Annotated in this window: 18 protein-coding genes and 2 tRNA genes; 14 read left to right on the top strand and 6 right to left on the bottom strand. The window is 42.7% G+C overall.

Features of this window, described 5'->3' with window-relative positions; genetic code table 11:
* Positions 1 to 3 precede the first annotated feature (3 nt).
* The gene (gene rfbC, locus MUN53_RS07370; RefSeq protein ID WP_243324402.1) at positions 4 to 561 is read right to left on the bottom strand and encodes a dTDP-4-dehydrorhamnose 3,5-epimerase; all 558 of its coding nucleotides are present in this window, start codon (positions 559 to 561) and stop codon (positions 4 to 6) included.
* A 246-nt stretch (positions 562 to 807) separates the two neighbouring features.
* Here rfbC and MUN53_RS07365 point away from each other — a divergent pair.
* From MUN53_RS07365 to MUN53_RS07335, 7 genes are all read left to right on the top strand, one after another.
* Positions 808 to 879: transfer RNA gene (locus MUN53_RS07365), tRNA-Cys, on the top strand.
* Between the two features lie 43 nt (positions 880 to 922).
* A tRNA-Cys gene (locus tag MUN53_RS07360) sits at positions 923 to 994 on the top strand.
* 84 nt (positions 995 to 1,078) lie between these two features.
* Positions 1,079 to 1,615: a lipocalin family protein gene (locus tag MUN53_RS07355; RefSeq protein ID WP_243324400.1), complete on the top strand. Its 537-nt coding sequence runs from the start codon at positions 1,079 to 1,081 to the stop codon at positions 1,613 to 1,615.
* A 143-nt stretch (positions 1,616 to 1,758) separates the two neighbouring features.
* Positions 1,759 to 2,793 carry an alcohol dehydrogenase gene (locus tag MUN53_RS07350; RefSeq protein WP_243324398.1) on the top strand — a complete coding sequence of 345 codons (1,035 nt, stop codon included), beginning with the start codon at positions 1,759 to 1,761 and terminating at the stop codon, positions 2,791 to 2,793.
* A 130-nt stretch (positions 2,794 to 2,923) separates the two neighbouring features.
* Positions 2,924 to 3,394 carry a flavin reductase family protein gene (locus tag MUN53_RS07345; RefSeq protein WP_243324396.1) on the top strand — a complete coding sequence of 157 codons (471 nt, stop codon included), beginning with the start codon at positions 2,924 to 2,926 and terminating at the stop codon, positions 3,392 to 3,394.
* Between the two features lie 61 nt (positions 3,395 to 3,455).
* Positions 3,456 to 4,229: an arginase family protein gene (locus MUN53_RS07340; protein WP_243324394.1), complete on the top strand. Its 774-nt coding sequence runs from the start codon at positions 3,456 to 3,458 to the stop codon at positions 4,227 to 4,229.
* A gap of 168 nt (positions 4,230 to 4,397) precedes the next feature.
* Positions 4,398 to 5,753 (top strand): MATE family efflux transporter, encoded by a 1,356-nt coding sequence (locus tag MUN53_RS07335; protein ID WP_243324392.1) that lies wholly within the window; start codon positions 4,398 to 4,400, stop codon positions 5,751 to 5,753.
* Here MUN53_RS07335 and MUN53_RS07330 read toward each other — a convergent pair.
* Both MUN53_RS07330 and MUN53_RS07325 read right to left on the bottom strand, forming a co-directional pair.
* Complete coding sequence (locus tag MUN53_RS07330) at positions 5,721 to 6,233, bottom strand: 3'-5' exonuclease (RefSeq protein ID WP_022456231.1); 513 nt, start codon at positions 6,231 to 6,233, stop codon at positions 5,721 to 5,723. The genes MUN53_RS07335 and MUN53_RS07330 overlap by 33 nt on opposite strands.
* Before the next feature lie 52 nt (positions 6,234 to 6,285).
* A complete protein-coding gene (locus tag MUN53_RS07325; RefSeq protein WP_243324390.1) occupies positions 6,286 to 7,179 on the bottom strand; it encodes an AraC family transcriptional regulator in 894 nt (297 codons plus the stop codon).
* Between the two features lie 121 nt (positions 7,180 to 7,300).
* Between MUN53_RS07325 and MUN53_RS07320 the strand changes: the two genes are divergently transcribed.
* The 7 genes from MUN53_RS07320 (at position 7,301) to MUN53_RS07290 (ending at position 17,148) form a co-directional block, all read left to right on the top strand.
* Positions 7,301 to 8,782: a rhamnulokinase gene (locus MUN53_RS07320; protein WP_243324379.1), complete on the top strand. Its 1,482-nt coding sequence runs from the start codon at positions 7,301 to 7,303 to the stop codon at positions 8,780 to 8,782.
* An 8-nt stretch (positions 8,783 to 8,790) separates the two neighbouring features.
* Complete coding sequence (locus tag MUN53_RS07315) at positions 8,791 to 10,050, top strand: L-rhamnose isomerase (RefSeq protein ID WP_243324376.1); 1,260 nt, start codon at positions 8,791 to 8,793, stop codon at positions 10,048 to 10,050.
* Positions 10,051 to 10,052: 2 nt separating this feature from the next.
* On the top strand, positions 10,053 to 11,075 hold the full coding sequence (rhaT, locus tag MUN53_RS07310; protein ID WP_243324374.1) for an L-rhamnose/proton symporter RhaT: 1,023 nt from the start codon (positions 10,053 to 10,055) through the stop codon (positions 11,073 to 11,075).
* A 169-nt stretch (positions 11,076 to 11,244) separates the two neighbouring features.
* Positions 11,245 to 12,048, top strand: a complete 804-nt coding sequence (gene rhaD / locus MUN53_RS07305) for a rhamnulose-1-phosphate aldolase (protein WP_243324371.1) — start codon at positions 11,245 to 11,247, stop codon at positions 12,046 to 12,048.
* A gap of 12 nt (positions 12,049 to 12,060) precedes the next feature.
* Positions 12,061 to 13,809, top strand: a complete 1,749-nt coding sequence (locus MUN53_RS07300) for an alpha-L-rhamnosidase-related protein (RefSeq protein WP_243324368.1) — start codon at positions 12,061 to 12,063, stop codon at positions 13,807 to 13,809.
* A gap of 21 nt (positions 13,810 to 13,830) precedes the next feature.
* Positions 13,831 to 16,410 (top strand): family 78 glycoside hydrolase catalytic domain, encoded by a 2,580-nt coding sequence (locus MUN53_RS07295; RefSeq protein ID WP_243324366.1) that lies wholly within the window; start codon positions 13,831 to 13,833, stop codon positions 16,408 to 16,410.
* A gap of 99 nt (positions 16,411 to 16,509) precedes the next feature.
* Positions 16,510 to 17,148: a SagB/ThcOx family dehydrogenase gene (locus tag MUN53_RS07290; protein ID WP_243324365.1), complete on the top strand. Its 639-nt coding sequence runs from the start codon at positions 16,510 to 16,512 to the stop codon at positions 17,146 to 17,148.
* A 304-nt stretch (positions 17,149 to 17,452) separates the two neighbouring features.
* On the opposite strand, the gene MUN53_RS07285 is transcribed toward MUN53_RS07290, so the two are convergent.
* From MUN53_RS07285 to MUN53_RS07275, 3 genes are all read right to left on the bottom strand, one after another.
* Positions 17,453 to 18,124 (bottom strand): PepSY-associated TM helix domain-containing protein, encoded by a 672-nt coding sequence (locus tag MUN53_RS07285; RefSeq protein ID WP_243324364.1) that lies wholly within the window; start codon positions 18,122 to 18,124, stop codon positions 17,453 to 17,455.
* Positions 18,125 to 18,128: 4 nt separating this feature from the next.
* Positions 18,129 to 19,544: a DUF4374 domain-containing protein gene (locus MUN53_RS07280; protein WP_243324363.1), complete on the bottom strand. Its 1,416-nt coding sequence runs from the start codon at positions 19,542 to 19,544 to the stop codon at positions 18,129 to 18,131.
* A 71-nt stretch (positions 19,545 to 19,615) separates the two neighbouring features.
* Positions 19,616 to 21,955 (bottom strand): TonB-dependent receptor, encoded by a 2,340-nt coding sequence (locus MUN53_RS07275; protein WP_243324362.1) that lies wholly within the window; start codon positions 21,953 to 21,955, stop codon positions 19,616 to 19,618.
* Positions 21,956 to 22,060 lie beyond the last annotated feature (105 nt).

Below are 22,060 nucleotides of genomic sequence, written 5' to 3'. Positions count from 1 at the left end.
CTCTTAAAAGGTGAAATTAATATCGGCATCTTTCAGCCACGGAGCTTTCATGTCTTTTTCTGAAAGATTGACTTCCTCAGGTGATTGAATTCCCCAGTTAATCTGAATGTCGGGGTCATCATACCGGATGCTTCTCTCTACCGATGGCGTATATGGATTATCCACTTTGTATGTAAAGATGGCTTCATCGCTCAAGACATGGAATCCATGGGCAAAACCCTGTGGAATAAAAAGCTGACGTTTGTTTTCGTCTGACAGCTCTACGGCTACGTATTTACCGAATGTTGGAGATCCTTTCCGGATATCGACAGCTACATCCAGCACACATCCTTTAATGACGCGTACCAGTTTGGCCTGTGAATAAGGAGCCTGCTGATAATGCAGTCCGCGTAATACACCTTTCGATGAGCAGGATTCATTATCCTGTATAAAGCGGGTAGGACCAATATGCGCGTCAAATTCTTCTTGTTTGAATGCTTCCATAAAATAACCGCGGGCGTCTTTGAATACTTTCGGTTCAATGATCCACACGCCTGGAATTTCCGTTTCTGTATAAGTCATGATTCTTTTTATCCATTAAAAATATACGGTTGCAAATTAACTCTTTTTTTTCTACTTATTCAAATAATCGGGTTAGTATAATGCTTTTATCCGTTCAGAACCGTTGAGTCAGGGAAATGCTAAAAGCTACAAAAAGAGCGTAGAATGAGTCAACAGATAAAAATATCAAGGAAAAATTTGGCAGATTCAAAACAATTTCGTTCCTTTGCAATCGCAAAAGAAAAACAACAGGGTTGTTGGTGATTTGGTTCCTTGGATGAGTGGCTTAGTCAGCGGTCTGCAAAACCGTTTACGGCGGTTCGAATCCGCCAGGAACCTCGAGTTTCGGATGAGAGTCTTTTGTGTAAATTAAAATATTATCGGTTCCTTGGATGAGTGGCTTAGTCAGCGGTCTGCAAAACCGTTTACGGCGGTTCGAATCCGCCAGGAACCTCTGAGAAAAGATCTTGTTACAGTATGAAGTAGCAAGATCTTTTTTTATATTTGCCAGCAATGAATCCTGTTTAAATCATTGCTTATGAAAAATCTGCTTCTTTTATTGTGTACCTGTTTCGGCATAAGTGCCTGTGGCTTTTCTAAAGGTAATCCGATGGATACGATTGATAATCATACAGTACAGTCGTTAGACCTGAATCGTTTTATGGGGCGTTGGTATGAAATAGCCCGTTATGATCATCGTTTCGAGAAGGAAATGACCCATGTATCGGCAACGTATTCGTTGCGCGAAGATGGTAAAATAGAAGTCTTGAATGAAGGTTGGAAGGACGGAGAACTGAAACAAATCAAAGGAAAAGCCAAGCAACCTGATCCGAATGATCCGGGAAAATTGAAAGTTTCTTTCTTCCTTTGGTTTTATGCCGATTATTATGTACTGGAAATAGATCCTGACTATCAATATGTATTGATTGGAAGTAGTTCGGATAAATATCTTTGGATTATGAGCCGCGACAAGACAATACCCGATACACTCCGGAATGAATTACTCCAGAAATTGCAAGCCAGAGGATATGATACCAACCGTCTGGTTTTTGTAGATCAGCAAACAGCAAAATAAAATCTAACGGGATTTGAAAATAATTCTCGTGAGTTTCGTTTTCGATTCTCATGAGAAATGATTTTAATTCTCTTGGGATTTCTAGAGGTTATAAAGGGTTGTATTATCTTTGTTCGTAAGAAAGATAAATCGAAAAAGAAATTATGTTAGCTTATACTTATTTGGAGCAAGGTCAATTTGCCTTGTGTGAGAAACCGAAGCCTCAGTTGAAAGATAGCCGGGATGCTTTGGTTCGTGTAACGTTGGGTAGTATTTGTACCAGCGATTTACATATCAAACATGGAAGTGTGCCTCGGGCTGTACCTGGTATTACAGTAGGACATGAAATGGTTGGTATCGTGGAGGAGGTCGGTCCAGATGTGGTTTCGGTAAAACCGGGTGACCGGGTGACAGTAAATGTCGAGACATTCTGTGGCGATTGTTTCTTCTGTCGTCATGGTTATGTCAATAACTGTGAGGATCCGAATGGTGGCTGGGCATTGGGTTGCCGTATTGATGGCGGACAAGCAGAATATGTTCGGGTACCGTATGCTGATCAGGGGCTGAATCGTATTCCGGATAAAGTAACAGATGAGCAGGCTTTGTTTGTTGGCGATATCTTGGCTACCGGGTTCTGGGCTGCTCGTATTTCGGAAATCAAACCGGAAGATACGGTTTTGATTATAGGTGCAGGACCAACAGGTATTTGTACCTTGCTTTGTGTGATGTTGAAACATCCGCGCCGGATTATCGTTTGTGAGAAATCGGAAGAACGTATTCGTTTTGTGCAAGAACATTATCCGGAGGTACTTGTTGTTGAACCAGAAAACTGTCTGTCGTTTGTCAGTCAGCAAAGCAATCATGGAGGAGCAGATGTGGTAATTGAAGTGGCCGGATCTGATGATTCTTTTACTTTGGCATGGAAGTGTGCCCGTCCGAATGCCATAGTAACAGTAGTTGCCTTGTATGATCGTCCGCAAGTATTACCTTTGCCAGACATGTATGGGAAGAACCTTACATTCAAGACAGGTGGAGTTGACGGATGCGATTGTGCGGAGATCTTGAATTTGATTGCAGAAGGAAAGATCGATACGACACCTCTTATTACGCATCGTTTCCCGTTGCGTGAAATTGAAGAAGCCTATCGTATCTTAGAGAACAGGCAAGATGGTGTGATAAAAGTAGCAATAAAAGGATGATTGTTTTTATATCATCTATAAATTAAAAGGAGAAATAAAGATGAGAAAGAATTTTGGTGTTAAAACGTGGTTGTATCCGATGCCGGTTTTTATTGTAGCCGCGTATGATGAAGAAGGATAAGCCAATGCTATGAATGCAGCTTGGGGCGGTATTTATACAGATAATATGGTAGGGATTTGTTTGGCGGAAGAGCACCAGACAACTCAAAATATTCTTGCTTCAAAAGCCTTTACAGTGAGTATGGCAACGGCTGATCAGGTAGTTGCCTGTGATTACGTTGGTCTTGTGTCGGGTAAAAAAGTACCTGATAAAGTAGAGAAAGCGGGCTTTCATACGGTAAAGTCTGCATTTGTCAATGCTCCGGTTGTCGAAGAATTGCCTATGACACTGGAATGTGAATTGGTTTCTTATGATCCGGAGACCTGCCATATGGTGGGACGCATCGTTAATGTTTCGGCAGATGAAACTGTTTTAGGCGAAGATGGCAAGATTGACCTTGATAAACTAAGGCCAATTACTTATGATCCGATTCATCATCATTATCGGGTACTGGGAGAGAAGGTTGGAAATGCCTTTTCTGATGGAAAATCGTTGAAATAGAGTATTACTATGCCTGCAGAAAAAGAATCTGCAGGCATTTTTCTGATAACTCAATGATAAAATGAAGCCGAATATCCTTTTGATGAATTTTACGCATGTATATGAGCAGGAACGTTTTATTCGGAATCAACGTTTCCAATGGCTTGATTGTACAGATTTGAACGGTACGGATTGTTATTGTGATGAGGAAGCTGCCTTAAAACTGAAGCAGCGGATGGAACCATTTGCACCGGATGGTATTCATTTTATTGACTCTGGAAATGATCATTATGTAAGTAAGTTTTGGACTGATAAAATCAGAGAACCTTTTTCATTGGTTGTCTTTGATCATCATCCGGATATGCAACCTTCTTTATATGAAGAAATGCTTTCGTGCGGCTCGTGGATAAAAGCCGTTATTGATACGAATCCTTTTCTTCAGAAGGTATTGATTGTCGGAGCAGATGAACGTCTTATTCATGCTATACCAGTGTCTTATTCTTCTCGGGTAAAGTGTTACAGCGAGGCAAGTTTCTCACACGAAGAAGCCTGGCGTAACTTTTCACGGGAGCATGTTAATGAACCCGTTTACATTTCTGTAGATAAAGATGTACTGAATAAGAAAGCCGCTGTTACGAATTGGGACCAGGGAAAGTTTTCTTTAGCAGAATTGGAAGAGTTGCTGGCTATTATCTTTCGACAGGAAAAGGTTATCGGTGTTGATATCTGTGGGGAAACAACGTATTCGTTAGACCTTTTTGAAGAACAACATGATTTGCAGATTGACAGCGAAGCCAACCGGGAACTGTTAAACTGGTTTTTATCGCAAACAACAGAAACTAGCAGAATTATTTGATTAGCTCAGCGATTCGTCCTACCTTTGCAGAACATAACGAAAAGGAGCGTTTTGTAATCCTCATCGGAGGGCGATATAAAAGCCGGATAAGATGACTGGGTAAAACCAATCAGCTTATCCGGCTTTCTGTTTATATGTATAATTGTTATTATTAATCATGTAAAGAAAATGAAAGAGCTTGATTTGACACAAGGAAATGTAGTTAAAGTATTATTCCAATTTGCTTTACCTTATTTGCTAGCCAATGTATTACAAGCCTTATATGGTGGAGCTGATCTTTTTGTAGTCGGTCAATTTGATGATGCAGCCAGTGTAGCCGGAGTGGCTATAGGTAGTCAGGTTATGCAAACTGTTACCGGAATTATTTTAGGATTGACGACAGGAATTACTGTTCTTATCGGGATAGCAACGGGAGCAAGAAATTATAAGGAGTTGGTTGCTGTTATAGGCTCTTCGGTCTGGTTATTTGCCTTAATAGGCATTGTACTAACTTTTTTGATGGTTTTGTGTCATGATCCGATAACTTCTGTTATGCATACGCCGGCAGAAGCCATGCATGATACACAGGCTTATCTTTTAATTGCCTCTTTAGGCATTCCGTTTATCATTGGGTATAACGTTGTTTGCGGAATTTTGAGAGGGCTAGGTGATTCTCGGACACCTCTTTATTTTGTATTGTTGGCATGTATTATCAATATTGTACTCGACTTCTTGTTGGTAGGAGCGTTTCATTTGCGGGCTGCAGGAGCAGCATTGGCAACGATTTCATCCCAAGGAATCAGTTTTGTGACTGCTTTGTGGTTTTTACATCGTCGTGGATTTAGTTTCCCGTTTACCCGGAAAGATATTCGTTTGAATGGTCTTTTGTCACGGCGCATCATGGTATTGGGAGCTCCTATTGCATTGCAGGACGCTTTGGTAAATATATCTTTTTTGATAATCACGGTCATTGTGAATCAAATGGGTGTGATTGCATCTGCAGCATTAGGAGTTGTGGAAAAGGTTATCGTATTTGCCATGTTACCACCAGTTGCAATATCATCTGCAGTAGCAGCCATGACTGCTCAGAACTATGGAGCCGGATTGATAGAACGAATGAATCGTTGCTTGTATGCCGGTATTGGTATGGCATTGGTGTTTGGTGTTTCAATGTGTGTTTATTCACAATTCTTTCCGGAAAATTGGATTCGCATTTTTACGGAAGATGAGGCGGTTATAAGTATGGGAGCAACATATCTGAGAGGATACAGCATAGATTGTATTTTAGTAAGTTTTATTTTTTGTATGAATTCTTATTTCAGCGGACAAGGAAATTCCTGGTTCCCGATGGTACATAGTCTGATTGCTACCTTTTTATTTCGTATTCCATTATCGTGGTTGTTCAGCCATATTGATCCGACGTCGCTTTTCTGGATGGGATTTGCGCCACCTCTTTCAACGGTTGTTTCTTTGGTCATCTGTCTGTTTTATTTGTACTGGTGGCAAAAGAAATTAGCTGTTAAGATACAAATCCATAATTCGTAAGGCAATCCAGGCACAGGCTTCTGCATCTGCGAGGGCATGATGATGGTGTTCCAGTTGATATCCACAACGAGCAGCGACGGTTTGTAGTTGATGGTTCGGTAATTCTTTTCCGAAAACACGCCTGGAAGCGCGGCAGGTACAATAGAATTTATATTCAGGATAAGTCATGCCATATTTTCGGAAAACCGCTTTTAGACATCCTTCGTCGAAGACGGCATTGTGGGCAACAAGCGGAAGTCCGCTTATAAGCGGTTCTATTTCTGCCCAAACGAAAGGAAAAGCAGGTGCTTGGGCTGTGTCGGCAGCTGTTAATCCATGGACACGAGTATTCCAATAGTTATAATAATTAGGAGTAGGGTGAATCAGGCGATATAGATGATTCTGTATTTTCCCTTCTCTTACAACGACAATACCAACACTACAAACGCTGGAAGGTTCGCGGTTGGCTGTTTCAAAATCAATGGCTACAAAATTATCCATCTTGAATTTCTATCAAAATAGGTAAACATTAGATATGGAATAGGCTGTCGATTTATTCTTTTGAGTTAGCAGCCGAAATCCATTCTCTGTATTCTTTGGGTGTTAGTCCTTCTCTTTTCTTAAAGAAAGTAGAAAATTGTCCTCCATTTTCGAAATGTAACTGATAGGCAATTTCCGTAATGTTGAGCGTTGTCTGGCTTAACAGTTCTTTGGCTTTGATTAAGCGTAACTGAATTTGATACTGAGCTGGCGATATACCGGTGTAATCTTTGAATGTCCGCCGAAACCAGGAATAGCTTAATCCTAATTGAGCTGCAATTTCTTCAGGTGACGACGGATGTTCAATTTCTGATTTCATCATTCTACGTGCTTCATCCAATTTATCCAAGATGTAAGCATCAGCAAATGACTGGTTTTTGTATTTATAGAAGATCGTACTGGTAATGTGTTGTAAAATACCCGCCAACATAACTTGGAAACCAGCCTTTTCATTATTGGCTGTTTGTAGTAAATCTTCATATAAGTTGACGAGTGAACTACTGATTCCTAATTCTAGTATCGGGTTTTCGGGAGAAAAGAAGTGCTTATCAATTAAATGTTCCATATAACTGCCTTTGAAACCTACCCAATATTCATCCCATCCGGAGTCTATGTCTGGATAGTAATTGTGCCATTCTCCCGGAAAAAGAATCAGCAAATCTCCTGTTTTTACGGAACGTTTCTTGCAGTGATCTGATATAAAAGTACCACTACCTTTTACTATATATACAAATTGGTATTCATTCAGGATACGTCCGTTTTGTGGACAAAAGTTATAATTCTTGGGATGTTGGGATGGCGGATAGGATGCATGAGGTGAGATATGTTGGAAACCTGCTGTTGTGATAATGGTTCCCCATGCTTCATCATTCGCACTATATGTCAAATAACATAATTGATTATTCATCTGAGTATTCATTTGTATCAGAATTGAAAGGTTTAAAATCAATATCTAAATATTTTTTCTCCGGAAACCGGATAATTTTGTCCAAAAATAAGAAAAATCTTCAAGTAACGGATAAATTATCATGGAAGTAAACACATTTTTAGCATTTGATATTGGTGCGACTAGTGGTCGGGCAGTTGTGATGACTTTTTCGAAAGACCAATTTGAGATGAAGGAAATACATCGGTTCTCAAATGGAATTATGGAGCTTCACGGGCGTTATTATTGGGATATTTATCATATATACAAAGAGATAAAAAAGGCTTTGTGTTATTGTGGAAAGGAAAATATCCATTTGACTTCAATAGGAATTGATACGTGGGGAGTCGATTTTGGATTGATTGGGGCAGATGGTGTTTTATTAGCGTTGCCTCGGGCTTATCGGGATTCGTTTACGGAAGGTGTGCCCGAAAAGTTTTTCCAGCAAAGGATGTCGCAGATGGATGTATATAAGCGAACGGGTATTCAGATAATGAACTTCAATAGTTTGTTTCAACTGTATCAGATGAAGGAAGAGCATTATTCTCCATTGGAACAAGCGGCGAAGGCTTTGTTTATTCCTGATTTGCTTTCTTATTTGCTTACAGGAAACTGTGTGTGTGAATATACGGATGCATCAACTGCCCAACTGGTAAATCCATACACAAAAGAAATGGATGCAGAGTTGTTGTGTGCTGCAGGTGTGTCAACTTCTCTTTTTGAGAAGATTGTTTTCCCAGGAACTGTTGTTGGTTCATTGACTGATTCTTTAAGTAAGGAAACGGGTGTTGGATCCATTCCTGTTATTGCAGTAGCAGGACATGATACGGCTTCGGCTGTAGCTGCTGTCCCGACAACCGATCGTAATTTTGCTTATTTGAGTAGTGGAACATGGAGTTTGATGGGTATAGAAACGGAAGAACCTATTATTTCAGAAGAATCATATCAGGAAAACTTTACGAATGAAGGCGGTATTGATGGGACAATCCGTTTCTTGAAGAATATTACAGGCATGTGGTTGTTGGAACGTTGCCGGGAAGAATGGAAGCGGGAAGGTAAAGATTATTCTTATACTGAGTTGATTGCCTTAATGGAAAAAGAGGCACCATTTAGAAGTTTGGTAAATCCTAACGCGGCCTGTTTTGCTAATCCTCAAAATATGCAGGATGCTATTTCTCAATTTTGTAGAGATAGTAATCAATCGGAGCCCGAAACGGTTGGTCAATATGTCCGTTGTATTTTTGAGAGTCTGGCTTTTAGTTATCGCAAGGTATTAACCTTCTTGAAACAAGTCGCTCCGTTCCCGATTCATCGATTGCATGTTATTGGAGGAGGAGCTAAGAATGATTTCTTAAATCAATTGGTTGCTGATGTGATTCAGTTGCCTGTAGTTGCCGGACCATCAGAAGCAACAGCTGTAGGAAATGGATTGGTGCAGGCTCGTGCAGCCGGACTTGTCTGTGACCGTTGGGAGATGAGACGGTTCATATTATCTAGCTTATCTCCTCAGATCTTTGTTCCTCAGAAAGAATTTGAAATGTATAAAGATGCTTATCAGAAGTTTTTAAGTTTAACCTCAAAATAATTACAATCATGACAAACGAAAGAAATATAAATCAGGCCTATGAAATGGCAAAAGAACGTTACGCTTCGTTAGGTGTAGATACAGAAAAAGCAATGGATCAGCTTCAGCAGATAGCATTATCGCTGCATTGCTGGCAAACAGATGATGTAATGGGATTTGAAAATCAGGGAGGTTCGTTGACTGGTGGTATTCAGGTTACCGGAAATTATCCGGGACGGGCGCGAACCATTGATGAAGTCCGTTCAGATATTATAAAGGCAACTTCTTTAATACCGGGAAAACATCGCTTGAATCTGCATGCTATCTATGGCGATTTCCAGGGAAAGGTTGTTGATCGGGATGAAATAGAGCCTTGTCATTTCCAAAGCTGGATGGAATGGGCCAAGGAACAAGGAATGAAATTGGATTTTAACAGTACTTCGTTTTCTCATCCAAAAAGTGGCAATCTGACATTGGCTAATCCTCAGGATGATATACGTAATTTCTGGATTGAACATACCAAACGTTGCCGTTGGATTAGTGAAGAGATGGGTAAATTCCAGCAAGATCCTTGTATTATGAATCTCTGGATCCATGATGGAAGTAAGGAAGTGCCTGCCAGCCGGTTAAAATATCGTCAGATTTTGGAACAGTCATTGGATGAGATATTTTCCGTTGACTATAAGAATATGAAAGATTGTATTGAAGCGAAGCTTTTTGGTATTGGCTTGGAAAACTATACTGTCGGTTCGTATGACTTTTATTTGGGTTATGGTGTGAAGAACCAGAAAATGGTTACTTTGGATACAGGACATTTTCATTTGTCAGAAAGCATTGCTGATAAAATATCTTCTTTGTTGTTGTTTACTCCTGAGATTATGTTGCATGTCAGTCGTCCGGTTCGTTGGGATAGTGACCATGTTGTCATCTTAAATGATGAGTTGTTGGATTTATCACGTGAACTGGTCCGTTCAAATGCATTAAACAGGATTCATATAGGTTTGGACTACTTTGATGCGACTATCAATCGTATAGGAGCGTATGTGATTGGTGTCCGGGCTGCCCAGAAAGCTTTGTTACAGGCGTTGTTGGAACCATCTGCTTTGTTGCAGAAGTATGAAGAAAATGATCAGCTGTTCCAGCGGTTGGCTTTACAGGAAGAAGCCAAAAGCTTACCGTGGAATGCTGTTTGGGATATGTTCTGCTTGAAGAATAATGTTCCGGTTGGTGAAAGCTATATGACGGATATAGAAAAATACGAAGCCGAGATAACTTGTAAGCGAGGATAATTATGGATGTTCTTGTTGGTTTATTGATCGTTGCCTTAGGAAGTTTGGGACAGAGTAGTTCGTATGTTCCAATCAACAAGATTCAATCCTGGAGTTGGGAAAGCTTTTGGCTGGTTCAAGGTATTTTTGCCTGGTTGGTTTTTCCATTGTTAGGTACATTTCTGGCTCTTCCAGAGGGTATTGGCTTGATGGACTTGTTTCAAATGGAAGGTAGTTTGAAGGCAATTGTATATGGCATGTTGTGGGGCGTAGGCGGATTGACCTTCGGATTGAGTATGCGTTATTTGGGAGTGGCTTTGGGGCAAAGTATAGCTTTAGGTACTTGTGCCGGATTCGGTACACTTTTCCCTGCCATTCTCGGAGGGCAGGATTTATTGCATGGCGAAGGACTTATCTTGTTGCTGGGTGTTTGTATCACATTAGCAGGTATTGCTATCATCGGATATGCCGGGAGTCTGCGGGCTCGGAATATGACAGAAGAAGAGAAACAGGCTGCCGTTAAGGATTTTGCTTTGACAAAAGGATTGGCTGTCGCTTTATTGGCTGGTGTGATGAGCGCTTGTTTTAATTTAGGCCTGGAAGCAGGTTCTCCTATTTCTGAGTTGGTACGGAGCCATGGTGCTAATGAACTGTTTGTTCTGAACCCGGTCATCTTGTTAGTGACGACAGGTGGATTCTTGACCAATGCCATTTATTGCATCTATCAGAACGGACGTAATCATACTGGGAAAGAATATTTCTCTGTTTCGGCTGGTGTTTTGTGGAATAATGTCTTATTTTGCACACTGGCCGGTGTATTATGGTATTCGCAGTTTTTCGGTTTGGGAATGGGAAAGAGCTTTTTTGCCGATTCTCCGGTGATGTTGGCTTTTTCATGGAGTATCCTCATGTCGTTGAATGTGATTTTTAGTAATATTTGGGGAATCTTATTGAAGGAATGGAAAGGGGTTGACCAGAAGACAATTGTTGTTTTGGTAACAGGTATGTGTGTGTTAATCTTTTCTTTAATTTTCCCCAATTTATAAGGTTATTGGATCACCAAAAAAAGCCGGCGTATTTTCATCAAAAGCCGGCGTATTTTGGTGAAAAGCTGGCGTATTTTTGATAAAAAGTGGTGTATATTAAAATAACATCCGGTTCGCTATGAAAATTATCCGGATGAAATGAATGGATAAAATTATAAATTGATTGAAAATGGAACAGTTAAGAAGCAATTGTGCTTTAATGGCAGAAATAGACCGTATAGCAGAGGTCGCTGGTTATTTATGGACTAAAGGATGGGCAGAACGGAATGGGGGAAATATTTCCGTAAACGTAACGTCGTTATTGACGTCAGAAGATCTGGCTCTTCCGGCACTGGCTCCGGCCAAGGCTTTACCTGAAAAGATGGAAGCTTTAGCCGGACATGTATTTTACGTTACAGGAACAGGTAAACGCATGCGTTATGTGGCTCCTGCTCCGTTTGAGAACGGTTCGTTGATCCGGGTTGCAGCCGATGGCTTGAGTTATGAGATCATTGCAGAACAACCTATTCAACCAACTTCAGAGTTGCCTTCACATTTGATGATGCATAATTATGTTCGCTCTACAGGTCGTGATAATAGAGTTGTTTTACATACCCATCCAACAGACTTGATAGGTATGACACATTGCAAGCGATTCTTAAATTCGGATTATCTAACGAAAGTACTTTGGAGCATGATCCCAGAGTGCCGAATCATTGTACCGAAAGGAATCGGTATTGTTCCGTATGAAATACCTGGTACTGTGGAACTGGCTCGGGCAACCATCAAACAGCTGGAGAATCATGATGTGGTATTTTGGGAAAAACATGGTATTCTGGCAGTTGGAGAGGATTTGATTGAATGTTTCGATGCCATTGATACGTTGAGTAAATCCGCTCAGATATATTTCAGTGCCCGTCAGGCTTCAGGAGAGGATCCGGAAGGTATGACTCAGCAACAGTTGGATGATTTGGTTCCGGCTTTTGGACTCTAAAGTAAAGGATCTATGAGGAAAAGCTGGTTGGTTTTGGGGGCATCGCTAGCTTTTACAGTGGCTTTTGCCCAACAGAGAGATAGCCGAATCCGAGAATATTTATCTCCTGTGCGGATTGTATGGCAACAAGATAGTGTGCAAATAGAAAATGAACATTATTTATTGTCACCTGGAAACGGACAGGCTGATTTGTCGAATAGCCGAGTATGCGTCATGCGAAGTACGGATGCTCGGCATCCGGCATTATTATTGGACTTCGGAAAAGAAATTCAAGGTGGAATCCAGTTGGTGACAGGTATGCCGGCTAGTCAGAAACCTGTACGTATCCGGGTACGTTTCGGCGAATCTGTCAGCGAAGCGATGTGTGAGATTGACGGGAAAAACGGAGCGACAAACGATCATGCCGTCCGGGATTTCCAGTTATCGTTACCTTGGTTGGGAGTTGCAGAGGTAGGAAATTCCGGTTTTCGTTTTGTCCGGATTGATTTGCCGGATGATTCTGTAGAATTACAGTTGAAGGAGATCCGGGCGATTGCTACTTACCGGGATATTCCTTATAAAGGTTCGTTTCGGTGTAACGATGAGCGGCTTAATCAAATTTGGCAGACGGGTGCTTATACGGTCCATCTGAATTTACAGGAATATTTGTGGGACGGCATTAAACGTGATCGTCTGGTTTGGATAGGAGACATGCATCCGGAAGTCATGACTGTGAATACAGTCTTTGGGTATAATGAAGCGGTTCCGAAGAGTTTGGATTTAACCCGTAATATTACTCCATTACCTAATTGGATGAATGGGATTAGTTCGTATTCAATCTGGTGGTTGTTGATTCAGCGGGATTGGTTTCGGTATCAAGGAGACTGGACTTATTTGCAATCGCAGAAAGATTATCTGGTTGACCTGTTGAAAGTCCTGATCTCGAAAGTAGATGCTTCTGGCCGGGAACATTTGGACGGAATGCGTTTCTTGGATTGGCCGTCTAATGAGAATCCGGAAGCGATCAACGCGGGTTTGCAGGCATTGATGGTTCAGGCTATGAAATATGGAGCAGAACTTTGTTCTTTATTGCAGGAGCCGGAATTAGCAAGTACTTGTTTGGAAACGGAAGTGCGTTTACGGAAGGCTGCGCCTCAAGTGATAAAACCTTTTCTGGCTTTGAAGAAGAAACAGACAGAGCCGGGAATGAAACAAGCTGCCGCCTTGTTGGCTTGGGCGGGATTGATGGATGCCAATGAGGCTGACCAAAAATATCTGTCACAGGAAGGTGGACATGGTTTCTCTACGTTCTATGGATATTATATGTTACGTTCAATGGCTTTGGCAGGAAATTATTCCGGAGCGTTGGATATTATCCGTTCATATTGGGGCGCGATGCTAGATATGGGAGCAACTACCTTCTGGGAAGACTTTAATTTAGACTGGTTGCCGAATGCTGCTCCGATCGATGAACTGGTTCCGGCAGGCAAGAAAGATATTCATGGAGATTTCGGAGCCTACTGTTATAAAGGTTTCCGCCATAGTTTGTGTCATGGCTGGGCTTCGGGACCTACATCGTGGTTGACGGAATATGTATTGGGTGTGGAAGTGCTAGAACCTGGTTGCCGAGTACTTCGGATTGTTCCGCATTTGGCAGATTTGGAATGGGTGGAAGGAACTTTCCCCACGCCGAAAGGAATCGTTAAGATTCGGCATGAAAAACAACCGGATGGTTCTATCTCTTCGAAAATAGATGCTCCAGAAGGTATAGTAATTAAGTAAGGATATGATTTAATTCTCGATATGAAAAAGAATATTTTAATAGTGCTGACAGCTACTGCCGGATTGCTGGCAAGCTGTGTGCAGACCAATGAAAAAATTGTTCCAGTCGGTTTGCGGACTGAATATTTGGAAAATCCAATTGGCATTGATACGAAGATGCCGCGATTCACATGGAAGTATGCGGGTGAAGATACGACGTTTGTCCCTTCTCGTTATGAAATTCGGATCGGAACATCACCGACGGATTTAAAGGTATATGATGAACGGACCGAATTGAAACCGGAAACCCGCTATTACTGGCAGGTTACTGTTTGGGATCAGGATGGAAATCCTTGTCGTACTTCCGATGTGGCAAGCTTTGAGTTGGGGAAAGGGGAAAATGCCGACTGGCAGGCTAAGTGGATTACCGACGATAATGACAAGGAATACGAACCGGCTCCTATGTTCCGGAAAGGATTTATGGTGGATAAGCCGGTCAAGCAGGCAAGGCTGTATGTGTCGGCTGCCGGATATTATGAAATGTTCCTCAACGGGAAGCGGGTAGGAGAGAATTTCCTGGATCCTGGATATACGCATTTTGATAAGCGAAATCTCTATGTGACGCACGATGTTACTTCTATCTTGCAGAAAGGGGATAATGCCGTGGCTGCCGTCTTGGGTAACGGGTGGTATAACGAACAGTCGGTGGCCGTATGGAATTTCCACGAGGCTCGTTGGCGCGATCGTCCGCGTTTGCTGTGTGAATTGCGGATTGATTATGAGGATGGAACGCAACAGACCCTTTCTTCGGATGCTTCATGGAAAACAGCTTGCGGACCCTATACCTATAATAATATTTATAGTGGCGACCGTTACGATGCCCGTCTGGAACCGGAAGGCTGGAAACTTGCTTCGTTTGACGACAGTGCTTGGCAGACTGCCGTGGAAGTAGCGACTCCTTCTGCTTTGCTGGTGGCACAGGAAATGCCGGGAATCCATGTAACAGAAGAATTGAAACCGATTTCAATGAAAGCATTCAGTGACCGATTGTATGTCTATGCGTTTCCGAAGAATATAGCCGGTTTGTGCCGTCTGAAAGTGAAAGGGGAAGCCGGCACGCACATCACGTTGAAGCATGGCGAGTTGTTGAAGAAAGACGGACGACTGGAACAGGGAAATATCAACGTGTATTATCATCCGGTGAAGCCGGGCGAGGTATTCCAGATGGATGAATATTACCTGAAAGGAACAGGCGAAGAGGAAATCTTCGTGCCTTCGTTTGCTTATCATGGTTTCCAGTATGTAGAAGTGGAAAGTGATAAGCCGGTGAAGCTGACGGAAGAGAGTCTGACGGCGCTTTTCCTGCATACCGACTTGAAACCGGTGGGTTCGTTTAGTTGTTCGAATGAAACGTTGAACAAGATCTGGAATGCGACCATGCAAGCCTATCGAAGCAACCTGCATAGTATTCCTACGGATTGTCCTCAGCGAGAAAAGAATGGTTGGACTGCCGATGCACATGTCGCCATCGACTTGGGTTTGCTGGGTTTCGACGGTATTACGTTCTACGAGAAATGGATGGACGATATTATCGATAACCAACGGGCTGAAGGCGACATCTCCGGTATCATTCCTTCGAGTGGTTGGGGATATGGCGAATTTCCTGGTCCGGTGTGGGATGCTGTGATGTTCATCATCCCAAATGCTTTGTATAATTATTATGGTACAACCGAGAGTATCGAGAAGCTATATCCTACGATGGAACGTTACCTGGCGTATCTCCAGACAAAAGAGAAGGATGGATTCCTGACCTTCGGATTGAGCGACTGGGTGTATTGGAAGGCAACGACAAACAACGAATATACCTCGACAGCCTACTATTATTTAGACAATCAACTGATGGCTCGTTTTGCTTCGCTCTTGGGGAAAGATCCGAAACCATATTCCGAGAAGGCAGAGGCATTGAAGGATCGCATCAACCGGAAGTTCTTCCATCCAGAGACTGCTACGTATGCAGAGGGAACGCAGGCTGCCCAGGCTTTGGCGTTGTATTTAGGTTTGGTTCCGGAAGGGAAAGAACAAGCGGTTGCAGACAAGTTGCATCAACTGGTTGCGGATAATAATTATTTCCTCGATTTCGGTCTGATCGGGACGAAGACGGTTCCTGCCATGCTCACCCGCTATGGTTATTTGGAAGATGCAATGAAGATGATTACAAAACGGGAAGCTCCTTCGTGGGGATATTGGGTAGAAACGATGGGTTATACTACATTACCGGAGACTTGGACGTTGAGTCCGGAGTTCCGCGATGCTTCTTTGAACCATGTCTTTATGGGCGATGTCTCTGCCTGGATGATGAACCAGTTGGTGGGTATCAATTACGACGAGCGGCAACCCGGATTCCGCCATATCCGTTTCACGCCGCATTTCCCGGCAGATATGCAGTGGGCGAAAGGTTCCTATGATTCTGTAGCCGGTGAAATCAGCAGTGAATGGAAACGTACCGAAGAGGGTAAGATCCAACTGACCGTAAAGGTACCGTTGGGCTGTACGGGCGAGTTGGTACTGGATGGAAAGGCGGTGGATTTGACAGCCGGTACGCATCAGATAGTTGTTCCTTGATGGCATACAAATCGGGTAAGTTTCTTGCGCAAATACTTGTTTTTGTGTTATCTTTACAACGATCAAAAACCAGTTTTAATCATAAAAAAGAAGAATACAATGAAAAACTTCGTATTTGCCATGATGGCAGCTTGCTCCATTTTCGGGGCAAGCGCCCAGGATTTGCAGGGGATTTCGCTGAATGCCCCCAGTAAACAATGCGGGACAGACGTGATGACCGCTTTAGCCAACCGTCAGTCGTGCCGTTCGTATGCCGACAAGGAGCTTTCGCTGCAACAACTTTCGGATTTGCTTTGGGCTGCCAACGGCGTGAACCGTCCGGAAAAGGGAATGCGCACGGCACCCAGCGCGCTGAACTATCAGGATGTCGATATTTATGTATGTACCGCAAAGGGGGCTTATTTGTATGATGCTAAAGCTAATAAATTGGTACCGGTGACGAGTGACGACCTGCGTAAAGACGTGGCGAAAGGGCAGGACTTTGCTGCGGTGGCGCCCGTCTCGTTGGTATTGGTGAGCGACTTGTCGAAGATGCGTGGTGGCGATACTCCGCAAAATCGGTTGACAGGAGCAATGGATACAGGAATCGTTTCCCAGAATATTTCGATTGCTTGTGCCGGAATGGGATTGGCTACAGTGCCGCGCGGAACGATGGACAAGGAAGTCCTCGCCCAAAAGTTGAAATTGAAAGCAACGCAAGTGCCGTTTTTGAATCATCCGGTAGGTTTTGCAGAATAAAAAAGAGGGGGTGAAAAGCCCCCTTTCTGTTAAATGTATCATTTTGTCATTGCTTTAACATAAAAGTGGCGATTTTTAAGTCTAATCTGCAAAGATTTTCTTTAGATGACATCTATCTAGTATCATTCTTCCAGGATTTTTACTGTCAGACGGCTTGGACGGTCTAAATCCGCAAGGATTTGTTAAAAAAAGACGTCCGACAGCTTCAATCTTCCAGGATTTCTATTGAAAAAGACCTCCGACGATCTTGATCCGCCAGGATTTGTATCGTCGGAGGTCTTTGCTTTATCCATTCCGGAGTAATTTATTCCCGCTTCCGTTTCTTCCACCATAAATAATAGCCGCTCAGCGGTAATATTCCCCCGATCAGAGCGGTGAGGAAATAAAGTATCCGTGTCGTCAATCCACCCCATGTTCCCGTATGAAGGGAATAGAAGAACCTGCGTAGGTTATCTATCGGCAGATTGGAGAAAAGATCGTACATGAAAGTCCGATAACCTGAAAAAGACCAGGTAAGACCTGTCAGTGCCATGATGAGTAGAAACAGTGTACTGTAAAAGCCCAAAGCTACGTGACTGTCGTACCAAAAACGACGCCAGCCTTTCGTACAAGATATTTGTAGGCGGTTCTTTAGTGTACGACTGTTTCGGGGAAACCAAATTACTATTCCACTTATTAGAATGACGATCATCACGACAGTGGTGATGCCTACCACTGTTTTCCCGACAGAAGACTCTCCCTTTTTGGCAGGCGCGTCGAGTAACCAACGATGCAAAGCGCGCACCTGACGGAAAAATTCAGGGCGTTGCTTCCGTACTTGTTGTCCTTCTACTTGCGTCACTTGGGTTTCAGGATACATTATCTCTGTTATTTCCTTCTCGAACACAAGGATCGCACCGGTAAGGCAAATCACTGAGATCAGAATCCCCAGTGGAATGGACAACCAAAGATGTATCTGATGAAAAAACTTACGCATCGGATTATTCAGTTACGTAGTACGTCAGTTTTCCTACCCCCGAGATCTGTTCCGATTCGACAGTCAATCCTTTGGTAGCTGTAGCAGAGACAGGATCAATCTGGTAAATGGCTGGTTGGCTGCCATCGGTAGTAGTTACAGCGACATAAACTTTCCCGTTTTCTGTATAAGGTGTATTCCCGAAACCTGAGATAATACTTGCTTCAGGCATTCCTTTTACATAGGTTAAAGTCTTGTCTTCTCCTTTAAAGACAGCCATTTCTTTGGCTGCAAATCCGGATTCGGTAAGTGGACGATCGTACATCAGGAGCAGGAAATAATCGTCGGTGATATGCCAACAGCGCAAGAACGACTTTCCACCGGTCTGTTCTTCCAAGTTACAATAGTAATCATCCTCAAATGTATCCGTTCCAGCTTTGATGCGCACAACACCCGCCGGAAGCGTGGTCTGCTGACGCGGATCTGTCATCGTTTTGGCATAACTGGGCGAGAAAACATAAATATCGCCATTGTCGGCAGCCCAGATTGTCTGGTAGTATTGTGATTTGTACCGTCCGCATGCATAGCTGATCTTGTCGGTCTTGATCAAGGTCTTGTTCTGGAAGGATTCATCCCCGAAGATCGCCACCCAGCATTCGTTCGGGTATTGAGTCCATTGTAATTCGCCTTTTTCGTAGGCACCGCTACCGCTTCCTCCGGATTCCTGTTTGATCAAATCTTCATATACCACATATTTTCCGCCTTCGGCTTTCACCCCATACTGGCTCAATCCCATTGGAACAGCCACACTGTAAATCTTATCATTAGCTTCGAGGATACCAGCCAGTGTGACATACTCTCCGTTACCTAAAAAGTTCTCCGATAAGATCACATCGCTGTTCGTCTTAAAAGTTTCATTTTCTACATCCAGATAAGAGAAAAGAAAACCTTGAGGCAGATAGCCGTTTTCATCCGCATAATCTTGAGACAAATCGCCGGCAGAAGCCGTGATGATATAATTCTTATAGGTACCATACGAAGTGAAGCGTTTGATCTCGTAGGTATTGTCACGTTCTTCTACTTTACCTGCCGCATTCAGGATATAAGAAGAAGTGACACCGGCATTTCCCTGGTTGTAAACCAAACGGTAGAGATACTTGTCCTGATAGAAAATCCATTGGGTTCCGCTTTCGGTAGTCAATCCGTTATTCTTGGCTGAGATGGTACCTTCAGTCAGTGTATCTGCTGTCAGCAGGTAGTTGGCATCATTCACGGATGCAGCCACTACATAGTTGGAAATAACTTCGCTGGTCGGTGTTTCGTCGTTATTATTATCTCCGTTGTTGCCCGGATTTACCGGATCATCTTCACTACAAGAAGTCAACACAAATCCGCACATACAAATGGCGGCACAACTTACGGTTAGAAGTTTTCTTTTCATATTGTTCTGATTGAATGATTGTTTATTGTAAGATTCCTGATTATTGTTGTTCGATTGATTGGTATGCCTGATTAATTCCCGAAGCAAACCCGGATCTTGCCATAGAAGGCTCTTCCGGCCTTTTGCAGGCTGAAGTTGTCATACAGCTTCTCGTTGGTGAAGTTTCGGCATTCTACCGAGAAATTATACCGTCCGTTCTGCAGACTGTAGGAAAGAGTCAGGTTGTGCGCGAACTGTGTCGGCACCACATAATCTGATTCACTGCCCAAAGCTTCCGAATAAAGCGGGAAACTGTGCATATACAGATTATCATAAGTCAACGTCAGCTTATTTCCTTTTTGAAGCAGATTGTTCCAATAGAAAGAAAGGTCTGAGTTGGCAAACTGGTAAGGCAAGTTTGGCATACGAGCTCCATAAGTCAGACTTTCCTGGCTGGAACCGCTATCGACAGTCTTTACATTGTCGCGGACATTCATCTGGGTGAAGTTGCCGCCTATGCTCAGCCATTCTCCGAAACCATAACGGACAGAAAGATTATAGCCTTTTGTCAGGACTTTTCCATGATTCACATAAGTTGCTCCATACTTTCCGCCACTCAGATTGGTAAGACTTCGTTGGATATAATCTTGGGTATTCCGATAGACTAAGCCTCCTTCTACATAGACCGAATGCCGATTGAACGTTTGGTTGTAACTTAGATTGACATTTACATTGTCGCTCTTTTCCGGCTTTAAGGAAATATCTCCTGTTTCAAGATCTTCGTCTCCGAACATCTCTTCATTGGTAGGGAGACGGTAAGCCTTTTCATACGACAACTTTGTCTGGAAACCTTTTCCGATGAAGTAGGTACCAGCTGCTCCGTATCCTAATGCATTAACAGAATTGGAAGTCTTCACATATTCGTCTTGTGCCGTAGAAGTCGCTACCGGACCCGCATTGTACTGGTTATAGTATTTCCCGAATACAGATACATTCCATTTCTCATTTGGCATCAGACGGTAGGAGAGACCTCCGATATTTTTATGGGTTTCTTTCGGAATGGCATTGGCCTCCGAATCCTCATACAACATGGATTGGTTGGCACGACGGAAAGCATTCATTACATAATTGAATGTAAAGGTATGGGCTTTCCTCAGCCGGTAATTCAACGTCAGTGTTCCGTTCCAGTTCTGGTTGTTCGAACGGGTATGCTGGTAGGATTGTTCCCCTGGTGATTTCAACGGACGCATTTCGCCACGCCAGTTGTATTCGTAGGTAGAAGTATCGACATTATGCGTAATGTTTTTATTATAATTCGCTGTTAGTGTTGCGTCCAATCCTTTCACAAAAAGATTCTGTTTCCGGTATTCCAAAGAAGGAATCAGAGAATAACCTTTCTGGTACTTACCGCCGAATACGACTTCCTGTCGGACGCCCGTCTGGATATCCTTGTACATATTCGACCAGGTAAAGCCTAACATCAACCGGTCGGCCCAGGGTTTATCTACTATTCCTACTTTAGCCACTATTGCTTCATTGTGGTATTTATCGTGAAAACGACGGACATGCTCAATTTTCTTTTTATTGATAGCACCGGTTTCGAAGTCTTTTACGGGCGTATCTACCCAATAATCGTTATCCGAATAATTCTGAAAAGCGTTGACTGAATAAGTCAGACCATTCTTGAAGGTTTGCCCGAAGTTGATGTATGATTTGTGGGTATTGAATGAACCATACGAATAAGAAGCATCCACAAACCAGCGGTTTAGATTCTTTTTCGTAATAATGTTGATTACTCCTCCGATAGCATCTGTTCCGAAACCCACAGGAACGACACCTTTGTATATTTCAATTCGTTCTGCATAATTCACGGGGATATTATTCAAGCCGAAGGAACTACCAACTCCTTCCTGAGGAACTCCATCAATAAAAATCTTGATATGTTTTCCGCTGAATCCATCCATCATCAATTGCATGTCTGAACCGACACCACCTGATTCGCGAAGCTTCATACCCGGAGCTTGTGCCAACGCCTCACTCAGGTTTTGTGTAGAGTTCTGCAGGGCTTTTGTATCCAAGGCTATGGCGTTAAATGCCGACTTTTTCACCCGACTAACGCCATTGGATACCACGACTACTTCCTCTAATTCTTTCACATCGGTTGAAAGATGGATATGCAATCGTTGTCTTTCTCCATTCTTAGCTTGTACAACTTGTTCTACTGTCTGGTATCCTACGGCAGAAACAACCAATGTATATTGTCCTTCGGGTACTTTTAAATGGAAAAGTCCTTTTTCGTTGGTGGTACATCCCAATTCTGTCCCTTTCAGATAAACTGAAGCAAAATCAACGACTCCTTCAGAGGAAGATACTTTTCCTGAAAGGACGGCATCTGATTGTGCAAACGATATTTCCGAACAGATTAGCCACATAAACAAAACCCCAATAATTCTGATAGTTCCTGTATGATTCATTTTTATTTTAGCGTTATTTTTTTCTTTGCAAAAGTACATTCAAGGAAAAAGTAGTACAATCAC

This window comes from Parabacteroides faecalis, assembly GCF_022809355.1.
GTDB classification, from domain to species: Bacteria; Bacteroidota; Bacteroidia; order Bacteroidales; family Tannerellaceae; genus Parabacteroides; species Parabacteroides faecalis.
This window is presented reverse-complemented; position numbering and strand designations above follow the sequence as displayed.